General features: G+C 65.9%; 14 protein-coding genes. 13 read left to right on the forward strand and 1 reads right to left on the reverse strand.

What is annotated here, in order from left to right:
- The first annotated feature begins 44 nt into the window (after positions 1 to 44).
- The 11 genes from IE101_RS17330 to IE101_RS17380 all read left to right on the forward strand — a co-directional run bounded on the left by IE101_RS17330 (position 45) and on the right by IE101_RS17380 (position 9,781).
- Positions 45 to 1,808, forward strand: a complete 1,764-nt coding sequence (locus tag IE101_RS17330) for a cytochrome D1 domain-containing protein (RefSeq protein ID WP_189635106.1) — start codon at positions 45 to 47, stop codon at positions 1,806 to 1,808.
- A gap of 65 nt (positions 1,809 to 1,873) precedes the next feature.
- The gene (gene cobA, locus IE101_RS17335) at positions 1,874 to 2,671 is read left to right on the forward strand and encodes a uroporphyrinogen-III C-methyltransferase (RefSeq protein WP_189635107.1); all 798 of its coding nucleotides are present in this window, start codon (positions 1,874 to 1,876) and stop codon (positions 2,669 to 2,671) included.
- A complete protein-coding gene (locus tag IE101_RS17340) occupies positions 2,664 to 2,966 on the forward strand; it encodes a c-type cytochrome (RefSeq protein ID WP_189635108.1) in 303 nt (100 codons plus the stop codon). Before cobA ends, IE101_RS17340 begins: the two co-directional genes overlap by 8 nt.
- Positions 2,963 to 4,105, forward strand: a complete 1,143-nt coding sequence (locus IE101_RS17345; RefSeq protein WP_189635109.1) for a cytochrome D1 domain-containing protein — start codon at positions 2,963 to 2,965, stop codon at positions 4,103 to 4,105. Before IE101_RS17340 ends, IE101_RS17345 begins: the two co-directional genes overlap by 4 nt.
- 2 nt (positions 4,106 to 4,107) lie before the next feature.
- Complete coding sequence (gene ahbB, locus IE101_RS17350) at positions 4,108 to 5,076, forward strand: siroheme decarboxylase subunit beta (RefSeq protein WP_189635110.1); 969 nt, start codon at positions 4,108 to 4,110, stop codon at positions 5,074 to 5,076.
- Complete coding sequence (locus IE101_RS17355; protein ID WP_189635111.1) at positions 5,073 to 5,546, forward strand: AsnC family transcriptional regulator; 474 nt, start codon at positions 5,073 to 5,075, stop codon at positions 5,544 to 5,546. The genes ahbB (IE101_RS17350) and IE101_RS17355 overlap by 4 nt, the downstream gene beginning before the upstream one ends.
- Positions 5,543 to 6,028 (forward strand): siroheme decarboxylase subunit beta, encoded by a 486-nt coding sequence (ahbB, locus tag IE101_RS17360; RefSeq protein ID WP_189635112.1) that lies wholly within the window; start codon positions 5,543 to 5,545, stop codon positions 6,026 to 6,028. Before IE101_RS17355 ends, ahbB (IE101_RS17360) begins: the two co-directional genes overlap by 4 nt.
- Before the next feature lie 3 nt (positions 6,029 to 6,031).
- Positions 6,032 to 7,246 (forward strand): heme d1 biosynthesis radical SAM protein NirJ, encoded by a 1,215-nt coding sequence (gene nirJ, locus IE101_RS17365; protein ID WP_189635113.1) that lies wholly within the window; start codon positions 6,032 to 6,034, stop codon positions 7,244 to 7,246.
- Entirely contained in the window at positions 7,221 to 8,783 is a 1,563-nt protein-coding gene (locus tag IE101_RS17370) for a nitrite reductase (RefSeq protein WP_189635114.1), read from the forward strand. Before nirJ ends, IE101_RS17370 begins: the two co-directional genes overlap by 26 nt.
- Positions 8,740 to 9,009, forward strand: coding sequence for a hypothetical protein (locus IE101_RS17375; protein ID WP_189635115.1), 270 nt, complete (start codon positions 8,740 to 8,742; stop codon positions 9,007 to 9,009). The genes IE101_RS17370 and IE101_RS17375 overlap by 44 nt, the downstream gene beginning before the upstream one ends.
- A 67-nt stretch (positions 9,010 to 9,076) precedes the next feature.
- A complete protein-coding gene (locus IE101_RS17380; RefSeq protein ID WP_189635116.1) occupies positions 9,077 to 9,781 on the forward strand; it encodes a GntR family transcriptional regulator in 705 nt (234 codons plus the stop codon).
- Positions 9,782 to 9,907: 126 nt separating this feature from the next.
- Here the strand turns inward: IE101_RS17380 and IE101_RS17385 are convergent, their stop codons facing one another.
- A complete protein-coding gene (locus tag IE101_RS17385; protein ID WP_189635117.1) occupies positions 9,908 to 10,945 on the reverse strand; it encodes an Ldh family oxidoreductase in 1,038 nt (345 codons plus the stop codon).
- Between the two features lie 162 nt (positions 10,946 to 11,107).
- On the opposite strand from IE101_RS17385, the gene IE101_RS17390 reads away from it, so the two are divergent.
- Together IE101_RS17390 and IE101_RS17395 are read left to right on the forward strand one after the other, a co-directional pair.
- Positions 11,108 to 12,370: an NAD(P)/FAD-dependent oxidoreductase gene (locus tag IE101_RS17390; protein WP_189635118.1), complete on the forward strand. Its 1,263-nt coding sequence runs from the start codon at positions 11,108 to 11,110 to the stop codon at positions 12,368 to 12,370.
- 3 nt (positions 12,371 to 12,373) lie between these two features.
- The gene (locus IE101_RS17395; protein WP_189635119.1) at positions 12,374 to 13,375 is read left to right on the forward strand and encodes a 4-hydroxyproline epimerase; all 1,002 of its coding nucleotides are present in this window, start codon (positions 12,374 to 12,376) and stop codon (positions 13,373 to 13,375) included.
- Positions 13,376 to 13,377 lie beyond the last annotated feature (2 nt).

Raw genomic sequence — 13,377 nt, forward strand, 5'->3', positions numbered from 1 at the left:
CCCAAGGTCGTCTCCAGCCTCACCAGCTTATCGGAGACCCCTCCATGATCCCCCGAGCCTCAACTGCCAGGTCCATGCTTCTGGGCAGCGCCACGCTGGCGCTCACGATTCTCGCCGCGCCGCTGGCCGCCGAAGAAAAGCCCAAGTCGCATGCCGATGGCCCCGCCGCCGCCTATGAACCGTCGATGACGACGCTCAGCCAGCTCAAGGTCGAAATCCCCGGCATGAAACCGGATGATCCGGTGATGACCGGCGAGGAATATCAGGAAGCGAACACCATCTATTTCGAACGCTGCGCCGGTTGCCACGGCGTGCTGCGCAAAGGGGCCACCGGCAAGCCGCTGACCACCGACATCACCCGCGAAAACGGGTTCGAATATCTGCGCGATTTCATCACCTATGGCTCGCCCGCCGGGATGCCGAACTGGGGCACCTCGGGGCAGCTGGATGAAAAGCAGGTCGAGATGATGGCCAAATACCTGCTGCTCGAACCTTCGGCCCCGCCGGAATGGGGCATGCCCGAGATGAAGAACAGCTGGAAGGTGCTGATCAAGCCTGAGGACCGGCCCAAGCAGAAGGAAAACGATATCGACATCGACAACCTGATGTCGGTCACGCTGCGCGATGCCGGGCAGGTCGCCCTGATCGACGGCGGCACCTATGAAATCAAATCGGTGATCGACACGGGCTATGCGGTGCATATCAGCCGCATCTCGGCCTCGGGGCGCTATCTTTTCGTCATCGGCCGCGATGGTCTGGTCAATATGATCGACCTCTGGATGAAGGAACCCGCGACCGTCGCCCAGATCAAGATCGGCATGGAAGCCCGCTCGATCGAAACCTCGAAATTCGAGGGCTGGGAGGACAAGTTCGCCATCGCCGGTGCCTATTGGCCGCCCCAGTATGTCATCATGGATGGCGACACGCTGGAGCCGCTGAAGATCGTCTCGACCCGCGGCAATGTCTATGACGAACAGACCTACCACCCGGAACCGCGCGTGGCCTCGATCCTGGCCAGCCACTACAAGCCCGAATTCATCGTCAACGTGAAAGAGACCGGGAAAATCCTTCTGGTGGATTACTCCGATCTCAAGAACCTGAAAACCACCGAGATCGAGGCCGAACGATTCCTGCATGACGGCGGTCTGGACAGCACGCACCGCTATTTCATGGTGGCGGCAAACCAGCGCGGCAAGATCGCCGTGGTGGATACCAAGGAAGGCAAGCTGACGGCACTGGTGGAAACCGGCGGCCAGACACCGCACCCGGGCCGGGGCGCGAACTTTACTCACCCGACGCTTGGCCCGGTTTGGGCGACCTCGCACCTTGGGGATGAAACGGTCACGCTGATCGGCACCGACCCCGAGAAGCACCCCGATCAGGCCTGGAAGGTCGTGGACAAGTTCTTCGCACTTGGCGGCGGCTCGCTCTTCATCAAGACGCATCCGACCTCGGACCATCTTTATGTTGATGCGCCGCTGAACCCGGATGCCGAAACCTCGGCCAGTGTGGCGGTGTTCGACATTTCGAAAATGCCCGCCGACACCGAAAAAGACCCCGAATTCAAGACCCTGCCGATCGGGGAATGGGCCGGGATCGCGGATGGCCAACCGCGCGTGGTGCAGCCCGAGTTCAACAAGGACGGCAGCGAGGTCTGGTTCTCGGTCTGGAACTCGAAAGAGACGGAAAGCGCCATCGTCGTGGTCGATGACAAGACGCTGGAGTTGAAGAAAGTGATCAAGGACCCGCGCCTGATCACCCCGACCGGCAAGTTCAACGTCCTGAACACCCGCGACGACGTCTACTGACGCCTTCGCCGCCCCCGGCCTGTCCGGGGGCGGTTCCTTCCGCCAGTTTTCAAGCGAGCCAGAAGATGAAAGACCAGAGTTCCCGCAGCGGCCATGTGCATCTGATCGGTGCCGGCCCCGGTGCCGCCGATCTGCTGACGATCCGCGCCGCGCAGCTGATTGCGGGGGCCGAGGTCGTGGTCTTTGACCGACTGGTCAGCGCCGAAATCCTTGAACTCGTGCCCGCGACCGCCCGCCGGATCGACGTGGGCAAGCTGCCGGGTTATCACAAGGTTCCGCAGGACGACATCAACGCCCTTCTGGTGCGCCTCGCGCAATCGGGGGCCGAGGTCGTGCGCCTGAAGGGCGGCGATCCCTTCATCTTTGGCCGCGGATCGGAAGAGGCCGCAGCCTGCCGTGCGGCGGGCATTCCGGTCAGCGTCGTGCCGGGCATCACTGCGGCGCAGGGCGCCGCCGCCGCGACGGGGGTGCCGCTGACGCATCGGGGCCTAGCAACCGGCCTGCGCTATGTGACCGGCCATCGCGCGCGCGATCTGGCGCTCGATCTCGATTGGCAATCGTTGGCTGATCCGCAAACGACGCTGGTCGTCTATATGGGCGTGGCCACCATTGCCGATATTGCCGCGCGGCTGATTGCGCGCGGCCTGCCCGCCGATCTGCCGGTGCTGGCCGTCGCCGGGGCGACCACCGCCGCGGAACGGCGCGTGCTTTCGACCCTGGGGGGCGTTGGGCAGGACGCCACCTGCCTGCCGCCCGAAGTTCCGGCCCTGTTCATCATCGGCCGCGTGGTGACGCTTTACCCCGCCGATCTGGATCTGATGATCCGCGCAGAGGCCGCACCAGACCGGGTGGCCCATGCTTAGGGTGCTGCCCCTTCTGCTGCTGGCGGCGCCCGCTTTGGCAGAAGTGGCCCCTGACCGTGCCGCCGCCCTGCGCCATATGGTGACGCAGGATTGCGGGTCTTGCCACGGGCTGCGCCTGACCGGGGGCCTTGGCCGCCCCATCACCCCCGCCGCGCTGAACCAGACCCCGCCCGAGGTACTGGCCGAGGTCATCCTCGACGGTATCCCCGGCACCGCGATGCCGCCCTGGCGCCCGCTGCTGACCGAAGACGAGGCGCGCTGGATTGCCGACTATCTGAAGGACCCCACACCATGAAAGCCCTTACCCTTTGCCTTGCGCTGATCCTGGCGCCACCGGCCTTTGCCGACGCAACGGCCACGGGCGATCTGGGGCTGGTGATCGAACGTGCGACCGGCAGCCTTGTGCTGATCGACCGGTCGGACCATGCGGCACTGGGGCGGATCGAGGGGTTGGGCGATCTATCCCATGCCTCGCTGACCTATAGCCCGGACGAACGGTTTGCCTATGTCTTTGGCCGCGATGGCGGGCTGACCAAGGTCGATCTGCTGACCCGCTCCATCGCGGCGCGCGTCGTGCAGGCGGGCAATTCCATCGGCGGGGCGATTTCCGATGACGGGCGCCTGGTCGCCGTGTCGAATTACGAACCGGGGGGCATCCGGGTGTTTGACGCTGACACCCTGGCCCCAGTGGCCGATATTCCGACGCAGGGTAAGACCGTCGGTCTGGTCGATGTGCCCGGCCGCCGCTTTGCCTGGGCCGTCTGGGAGACGGGTGAGGTGTTTCTGGGCGATTTCTCGGCCCCGACGCCCAAGATCACCCCGCTGGGCATCGCGGGCGCCAACCCCTTTGATGCCGTGCTGACCGACGATGCCCATACCTATCTGGTGGGCCTTTTCGGCGAAAAGGGTGTTGCCGCCTTTGACCTTTGGGATGAAACCGCCCCGCCCCGCCATTTCCTGACCGATTACGGCAAGACCGGCACCGATATGCCGGTCTACAAGATGCCGCACCTGCAAAGCTGGGCCTTTACCGAGGGGCAATATGCCTTGCCCGCCGTCGGCCGGCATGAAGTGCTGTGGGTCGATCGTCAGAACCAGGCACAAACCGCCAGCACCCCGGTGCATGGCCAGCCGGTCTTCATCATCGCGCAACCGGCATCGCCCTTCGTCTGGGTGAATTTCGCCACACCGCTGAATGATGTGGTGCAGGTGATCGACAGCCGCAGCCACGCGGTCGTCGCCACGCTGACACCGGGCAAGGCGATCCTCCATATGGAATTCGCGCCCCGCGGGGCCGAGGTCTGGATCAGCGCTCGCGATGACGACAAGGTGCTGGTCTATGATACCCACCGCCGCGAAAAGATTGCCGAGGTTCCGGCGGCGGCCCCCTCGGGCATCTTCTTCACCGCCCGCGCGCATCAGCCGGGGTTGTGATCATGGATGCACTGGACCTTCGGCTGCTGGATGAATTCCAGCGCGATTTCCCGCTGACCGGGCGGCCCTTTGCCCGCGTCGCCACAGCGCTTTCCCTGTCAGAGCCCAAAGTGCTGGCCCGCCTGCAACACCTGACGGAAACCGGCGCCCTGGCCCGCGTGGGGGCGACGGTGCGCCCGCATACGGCGGGCGCCTCGACCCTTGCGGCCCTTGCCGTGCCAGAGGCGCAGCTGGAGGAGGTGGCGACCCTTGTCGGCGCCGAGCGGGGCGTGAACCATTCCTATCAACGCGAAGACCTCTGGAACCTGTGGTTTGTGGCGACTGCGCCGGATGCCCCGGCGCTTGCGGCCAGCCTGTCGCGGATCGGGCAGGCCACCGGCCTGAAGGTGCTGAACCTGCCGCTGGTGCGGGCCTTCAATATCGACCTCGGCTTTCGTCTGACCGGTGCGCGCGCGGCGATGCCCGCCGACAGGGGGGCGGCCACAACCCACCTGCAGGGCGCCGACCGTGCCATCCTGCAGGCTCTGAGCGACGGTCTGCCCCTGCTGCCCCGGCCCTATGCTGCGCTTGCCGCAAGGCTCGGGCTGACCGAGGGGCATCTGCATCAACGCATCGCCGCATTGATTGCCGGTGGGGTCATCACCCGGTTAGGTCTGATCGTGCGGCACCGCGCGCTGGGATATGCCGCCAATGCCATGGTTGCCTGGGCCTTGCCCGAAGGCCAGATCCCTGATGCAGGCCGGGCGCTGGCCACACTGCCGGGGGTGACGCTTTGCTATGAACGGCGGCCGGTGCCGGGGCTGTGGGAGCATCCGCTTTTCTGCATGATCCACGCCCGCACCCGCCCCGAGGCGCTGGCCGTGCTGGACCGCGCGGCCCGCCTGCCGGAACTGGCCGGGGCCGCGCCACGCATCCTTTTCTCCACCCGCTGTTTCAAGCAGCGGGGCGCCCTGATCGCGGAGGCCGCATGAGACGCACCCCCCTTCCCCCCGAGGCGCTCGATGCCACCGACCGCGCCGCGCTGAATGCCCTGCAGGACCCCCTGCCGTTGGTGCCCCGTCCCTTTGCCGCGCTGGCCGACCGGCTGGGCCTGACAGAAGCCGCCCTGATCGCCCGTCTGGCGCATCTGCGTGAAATCGGCGCCATCACGCGCTTTGGCCCGTTTCTGGATGCCGCCGCCATGGGCGGGGCCTTCTGTCTCTGCGCGATGGAGGTGCCCGGTCCCCGATTTGATGAGGTCGTGACTTTGGTCAATGCCCATCCGCAGGTGGCGCATAATTATGAACGGGCGCACCGGCTCAATCTCTGGTTCGTTCTGGCCTGCGAAGACCCGAAGGATATCAGCCGACTGGCCGCGCAAATCACCGCGGAAACGGGTCTGCCCGTTCTCTGCTTTCCCAAGGAACGCGAGTTCTTTATCGGCTTCAGGGTGCAGGCATGATCCCGGATGCAACAGACCGCCGCCTTCTGGCCGCCACCGCCAGCGGCCTGCCGCTGACGCCCGCGCCCTTTGCCGAAATTGCGGGCTGGCTGGGTCTGTCCGAGGATGAGGTGATCGCCCGCCTGCGCGGCTTGCAAGAGGCCGGGATCATCCGCCGCATCGCCGCCGCGCCCAACCATTACGCCCTTGGCATGACCGCAAATGGCATGAGCGTTTGGGACGTCGCCGATGAGGCGGTCGACCGGCTGGGCGAAAGGGTCGGTGCGCTGCCCTTTGTCAGCCACTGCTACCGCAGACCCCGCGCCCTGCCCGGCTGGCCTTATAACCTTTTTGCCATGATCCACGGCTCCTCTCGCGATGAAGTGCAGCAGAAACGCACCGAGATTGCGGCGCTTCTGGGCGATGCCTGCCGGGGGCATGACATTCTCTATTCCACCCGCATCCTGAAAAAGACCGGGATGCGCCTTGCCGAAGGGGGCTGAGGGATGTTCCGTCTGACCCAATACATGCGCGAGCTGACCGCGCCCACCCTGCCCCGGCGCCGGGGTGCGGGCGGTCCGGTAAAACCCGTGGTGATCTGGAACCTGACGCGGCGCTGCAATCTGCGCTGCCGCCACTGCTATACCACCTCGGCCGATGTCGAATTCCCCGGTGAGCTGACCCATCCCGAGGCCATGGCCGTGCTGGAGGATCTGCATGCCTTCGGCATCCCCGGTTTGATCCTGTCGGGGGGGGAGCCGCTGAGCCGGTTCGACTTCTTCCCGCTGGCGGAGCGGGCGCGGGATCTGGGGTTCCGGCATCTGGCGCTTTCGACCAATGGCACCCGCGTGGCCGAACATGCCGACCGGATTGCCGATCTGGGGTTTGATTATGTGGGCATCTCGCTTGATGGCACCGGCGCGATGAATGATTGGTTCCGCGGCGTGCCGGGGGCTTATGATGCGGCGCTGGCCGGGGTGCGGGCCTGCAAGGCGCGGGGCGTGAAGGTGGGCCTGCGCTTCACCATCACCGAAGACACGGCCGGTTTCCTGCCGGAAATGCTGGATCTTTGCGATGCAGAAGGGGTGGACAAGTTCTATCTCAGCCATCTCGTCTATGCCGGGCGGGGCGACAAGCACCGGGGCGAGGATGCGGCCCACGCCCGCACGCGCCGCGCGATGGATCAGCTGATCGACCGGGCCTGGGTCGCCGTGGCCGAGGATCAGCCGCTGGAGATCGTGACCGGCAACAATGATGCCGATGCCGTCTATTTCCTCCGGTGGGCCGCCAAGCATTTTGAACCCGACCGGGTGGATCATCTGCGCGCGCATCTTGAGGCCTGGGGCGGCAATTCAAGCGGCCTTGGCGTGGCCAATATCGACCCGCAGGGCCGCGTTCACCCCGATACCTACTGGTCGGATTACACCGTGGGCAATGTGCGGCAAACGCCGTTCAGCACGCTCTGGACCGGGGATGACCCGATGCTCGCCACCCTGCGGCAACGCCCACGCCCGCTGAAAGGGCGCTGCGGCGATTGCGCCTTCAAGGCCGTTTGCGGGGGCAATACGCGCATCCGCGCCCTGCAGCTGACAGGCGATCCGTGGGCCGAAGATCCGGCCTGTTACCTGACCAACCGCGAAATCGGGGCCGCAGATGCCGCGCGTCTGGAAATCGCACCCTTCCGGGGAAAGAGCCATGATCCCGCGCATCGGTTTTTGTAATCTCGCTCTGCTGGGTCTTCTCGCCGGGACCGCGCTGCAGGCCGCCCCCGATGGCGCGATGATCTATGCCGATCAATGCGCCGCCTGCCACGGTGCGGGGCGGCTTGGGGGCACGGGGCCCGCGCTGCTGCCCGAAAGCCTCGGCCGTCTGACCGGCGAGAAGCTGACCGCGCTGATCGCCGCGGGGCGGCCGATGACGCAGATGCCCGCCTTCAAGGACACGCTCTCCGCCGCCGAGATTGCAGCGGTTGCCGCGCATGTCTCGGCCCCGCTGCCCGAAGTTCCGGTCTGGGGCGTGGCCGAGATCACCGCCAGCCGCGCGCCCGACCCCGGGTATCATCCGGCCACGAAACCCGTCTTTACCGCCGATCCGATGAATGTGACGCTGGTCGTGGAAACCGGCGACCATCATGTCAGCGTGCTGGATGGCGACAGTTTCGCCGTGCTCGACCGTTTTTCCACGCCCTTTGCCGTGCATGGCGGGCCGAAGTTCACCCCCGACGGGCGCTATGTATTCATCATGTCGCGCGATGGCTGGGTACAGAAATACGACCTCTGGTCCCTGCATGAGGTGGGCCGGGTGCGCGCGGGGCTGAACAGCCGCAACATCGCGCTCAGCCCCGATGGGCAATGGCTGGCTGTCGCCAATTACCTGCCGAATACGCTGACCATCCTGTCGGCGGCGGACCTGTCGGTCGCCCGTGTCATGCCGGTCGCGGGGCGCGATGGCACACCCAGCCGGGTCTCGGCCGTCTATCAGGCGCCAGACCGGGGATCTTTCCTGCTGGCGCTGAAGGATGTCCCCGAGATTTGGGAGATCGCCACCACCCCCGACGGCGGCCCCTTTCATGACGGTTTCGTCCATAGCCACGAAGCCGGCATGGAAGAGGCGCTGGCCACCGAACAAGGCCTTTTCGCCCGGCGGCGGATTGCGGTCAGTGCGCCGCTGGATGATTTCTTCTTTGACCCCGGCTATCGCAACCTGATCGGCGCAAACCGCGGCGCGGGGACCGGGGTGGTCGTGAACCTTGATGTCGGGCGCGAGATTGCGACCCTGCCCCTGCCCGGCATGCCACATCTGGGATCGGGAATCAGCTGGGTTCGCGACGGGCGGCGCCTGATGGCGGTCCCGCATCTTGAGGAAGGCCGGATCAGCATCATCGACATGCAGGAATGGCAGGTGATCAAGGTCATCGAAACCTCGGGGCCCGGGTTCTTCCTGCGAAGCCATGATGGCAACCCCTATATCTGGGCCGATGTCTTCACCGGGCCGAACAAGGGCCAGATGCACCTGATCGACAAAGAGACGCTTGAGGTGGTCAAGGTGCTGACGCCCGCACCGGGCAAGACGGTCGCCCATACCGAATTCACCCGCGACGGCAGCCGCGCGCTGGTGTCGATCTGGGAACAGGACGGGGCGGTCATCGTCTATGACACCGCCACCCTGACCGAAATCACGCGGCTGCCGATGCGGAAACCCTCCGGGAAATACAATGTCTGGAACAAGATCACCTTCGAGGACGGAACCTCACACTGAGGGGCGTGACCCCTCGCTCTGGCGGCTGGGACTGCTGCTTTGGCCCTTTGCCACCGGGGCGGTGGCGATCAATCTCTTTCTGCTGGGGCTGATCGGGGTTGCGATCGGTCTGCCCGCACTGCCGCCGGTCACGGCGCTGGTCTGGTCGCTGCCCCTTGGGCTGCCCGCGACCTGGGCCGCGGCCCGCTGGGTGCGGCATCTGATCCGGCAAGGCGGGGGGCTGTGATCCTGCGAATGGTTGCCAGCGCGGGCGGCGGGCCTTAGTCCTTGGGGGGACGCAAAGGACCGACCCCATGACCGATACCCCTGCCCCGCCCCTTCCCGAACGCAAGCGCGGTTCCGGCGTGAAGATGGTTTACGATCTGCTGCGGGATGAGATCCTCAATCTGGCGCTGCCCCCCGGCAGCCCTTTGGACGAGGTGGCCCTGGCGGAACGCTTTGCCATGTCGCGCACCCCCATCCGCGAGGCGCTGGCCCGGCTGGCGACGGAAGGCCTGATCGATACGCTGCCCAACCGGTCGACCATGGTGTCGAACATCGATTTCGCCAATCTGCATACGTTCTTTGAGGCGATCACGCTGATGTATCGCGTGACGACCCGGCTCGCCGCGCAATATCACCGCCCCGAGGATCTGGACATCTTTCGCGCCCATCAGGCCGAATTTGCCGCCGCCGTGGCGCGGCGTGATGCGCTGGGAATGATCGCCACCAACCGCAATTTTCACGCCGCCATCGCAGAGGCCGGGCGCAACCCCTATTACACCGGGCTTTTCGTGCGGCTGCTGGATGAGGGGCGGCGGTTGTTGCGGCTGTACTATCAATCCTTCGATGACAGCCCGCCCCCGGCCGTGGTCGCAGAACATGAAGAGATGATCGCCGCCATCGCCGCGCGCGACATTGCGACGTCGGACCGATTGGCAAAGGCACACGCCGATCAGATCGTGCATCAGATCCAGCAAATGCTGTCGCGCGACGAACGTCAGGACATTGAATTGTAAGCTGCGCCTGCCGTCCCGATGGGACGGACAGGCGCAGCGCGGGGTCCGGGGCCGCAGGGAAGGCACGGCCCCGGGGCAGGCAGGTGAAACCGGAGGAGCGATCCCGCCGCCTGCTACTCGGGCGGCTCAGGCCACCGCGTCCAGACCCTGCGCCGTCAGCCGGTCCAACCCGGCAATCTCGGCCGCAGTCAGTGTAACACCCTGGCTTTCCGAAATCTTCCGCGCGGCAAAGCGCCGCTGCGAGGGCAGCCGCGCGCCCTGCCCCACGATGGCCTCGAACAGCACTTCGGCCCGCGCCAGCGGATTGCCGGGGCGCCCGGCGGCAAAGCGTGCGGGGTCAAAGGCCAGAATCAGCTCGCCATGGAAGGGCGCAAGCGTGGTGGTGCCGAGATAATCCAGCACTTCGGGGCTGGTCAGATCGCCGATCATGATGGCGGCCAGCAGTTCGATCATGGTGCCGATGGCCGCCCCCTTGTGCCCGCCGAAAGGCAGCATGGCGCCCTCAAGCGCGGCCTCGGGGTCGGTCGTGGGGTTGCCATCGGCATCAATGGCCCAGCCTTCCGGCAGGGGCTTGCCCGCGCGGCGGTGCAGTTCGATCTCGCCCCGTGCGGCGACCGAGGTGGCAAAGTCAAAGACATAAGGCGGCGCATCGGCGCGCGGCCAGCCGAAGGCGAAGGGGTTGGTGCCCAGAAGGGGCTTGTTCCCACCCGTGGGGGCGACGGTGGCATAGCTGGGGCACATGACCATGGCCGACAGGCCCTGGGCGGTCACGGCCTCCACCTCGGGCCAAAGCGCCGAAAAATGCGTGCAATCATTGATCACCAGCGCGGCAAGACCCAGCTCGCGCGCCCGTGCCGCCAGCACCGGCAGACCCAGCTCGAACGCCGGATTGGCGAAACCGCCCTTGGCATCGACCCGCACGATGGCGGTGCCTTCGCCCGCGTCCAGCACAGGTTCGGCCAGCGGATTGACCTTGCCCGCCTTTACCGTCCTAAGCGCACCTTCGATGCGATAGATCCCGTGCGATTTGCAAGCATCACGTTCGCCCGCGACAATGACCGAGGTCAGCGCACGGGTCTGCGCGGCGTTCATGCCGGCGCGGCGGAAAATCGTTTCGACCCGGGCCGTCAGATCAGCAAGGGAAAGGGTCACGGTATCGGTCATGGCGGGCCTGCAGCTGGTGGAGGGACAAAAGCGCAGGCCGGGGCGGGGCCGGAACCTGCGGCAAAGGGTGCGTCATGTATACGTCTTGTATTTAATGATTGCCAGTCCGAACTTGACGGAGGATATTGGCGCGGAAATGATACCGCCGGTGCGGAGGGAATCTTGCAGCTTTCACAACAACAGGACGGACCGGCCGATGTGCTGGTGATCGGCGCGGGCGTGGTCGGGCTTTCGGCGGCGCTGGCGGTGCAGGCGCGGGGGTTGCGCGTGGCGGTGGTGGACCGCGAAGGGCCGGCTGCGGGGGCCAGCGCGGGGAACGCGGGGGCCTTTGCCTTTACCGATATCCTGCCGCTCGCCTCGCCGGGGATTTTGCGGAAGGCGCCGAAGTGGCTGCTCGATCCGCTGGGCCCGCTGACGGTGCCGCCCGCCTATGCGCTGAAGATCGCGCCCTGGATGTTCCGCTTCTGGCGGGCCTGTTCGCCCGCGGCGGTGGCACGGTCCACCGTGGCGCAAACCGGCCTCATGGATCTGTCCAAGGCCGAGCTGGAACCCTTCCTGCGCCTGACCGGGACCGAAGGCATGCTGCGCCGCGACGGGAACCTGCAGGTCTATGAAGGCACGGCCGAATTCAAGGCCTCGCTGCCCGGCTGGCAAGCGCGCACCGATCACGGGATCGAATTCCACCACATGACCCCGGCCGAGATGGCCGATCTGCAACCGGGTCTTTCGTCGCGCTTCACACATGGCACCTTTACGCCCGGCTGGTATTCCATCGCCGACCCCAAACTCTACACCCTGGCGCTGGCGGATCGGTTCCGCGCCCAAGGCGGCCAGATCCTCACGGCCGAGGTTGCGTCGCTGGAACCGGGTGAGGCGGCGGTGACGCTGCGCCTCAAGGGCGGCGCCAGACTGACGGCTGCACAAGTCGTGCTGGCGGCAGGGGCGTTTTCGCATCGCATCGCGCGCAGCATCGGTGAAAAGATCCCGCTGGAAACCGAGCGCGGCTACAACACCACCCTGCCCGCCGATGCCTTCGACCTGAGGACGCAGATCACCTTTGGCGGCCACGGCTTTGTCATCAGCCGCCTGTCGACCGGCATCCGCGTCGGCGGCGCGGTGGAGCTGGGTGGGCTGGAGCTTGCGCCGAACTACAAGCGGTCCGAGGCGATGCTGAAAAAAGCGCAGGCCTTCCTGCCGGGGCTGCGCCCGACGGGCGGGGTGCAATGGATGGGCTTCCGCCCCTCACTGCCCGACAGCCTGCCCGCCATCGGCCCTGCCCGCGCCACGCCCCGCGTGATCCATGCTTTTGGGCATGGCCATCTGGGCCTGACGCAAAGCGCAGGCACCGCCCGCATCGTCGCCGATCTTCTGACCGGACAGCGCCCCGCGCTGGACCTGACCCCCTTCTCACCACAAAGGTTCTGACCCATGGCCAGCCATACGTTTTCCTGCATCGACGGGCATACCTGCGGCAACCCCGTCCGCCTCGTCTCGGGCGGTGGCCCGCGTCTTGAAGGCGCAACCATGCTGGAGCGCCGCGCCCATTTTCTGCGCGAGTTCGACTGGGTCCGCACCGGCCTGATGTTTGAGCCGCGCGGCCATGACATGATGTCGGGCGCGATCCTCTATCCGCCGACCCGGCCGGATTGCGATGTGGCCGTGCTGTTCATTGAAACTTCGGGCTGCCTGCCCATGTGCGGCCATGGCACGATCGGCACCATCACCATGGCCATCGAAAACGGCCTGATCACGCCGCGCGAACCCGGCAAGCTGTCGATCGACGCACCGGCAGGCAAGGTGGACATCACCTATCGCCAGGAAGGCCGCTATGTCGAAGAGGTGCGCCTGACCAACGTCCCGGGTTTCCTCTATGCCGAGGGCCTGACCGCCGAGGTCGAAGGTCTGGGCGAGATCGTGGTGGATGTGGCCTATGGCGGCAACTTCTATGCGATCGTCGAACCGCAGAAGAATTTCCGCGACATGGCCGATTTTACCGCAACGCAGCTTGTGGGCTTTTCACCCAAGCTGCGCGCTGCGCTGAATGCCAAATATGAATTCATCCACCCCGAACATCCGACGATCAACGGGCTGAGCCATATTCTCTGGACCGGTCAGCCCACGGTCGAAGGCGCCCATGCCCGCAATGCGGTGTTCTACGGCGACAAGGCCATCGACCGCAGCCCCTGCGGCACCGGCACCTCGGCCCGCATGGCGCAGCTGGCGGCACGGGGCAAGCTGAAGGTCGGCGATGAATTCTGGCATGAATCGATCATCGGTTCGATCTTCAAGGGCCGGGTCGAGGCGGCGGTCGACGTGGCAGGCCGCCCGGCGATCATCCCATCGGTCGCAGGCTGGGCGCGCATGACCGGCTACAACACCATCTTCATCGACGACCGCGATCCCTTTGCCCACGGTTTCGTGGTGAAGTGACG

The sequence above is a fragment of the Gemmobacter lanyuensis genome (assembly GCF_014652355.1).
GTDB lineage: Bacteria > Pseudomonadota > Alphaproteobacteria > Rhodobacterales > Rhodobacteraceae > Gemmobacter > Gemmobacter lanyuensis.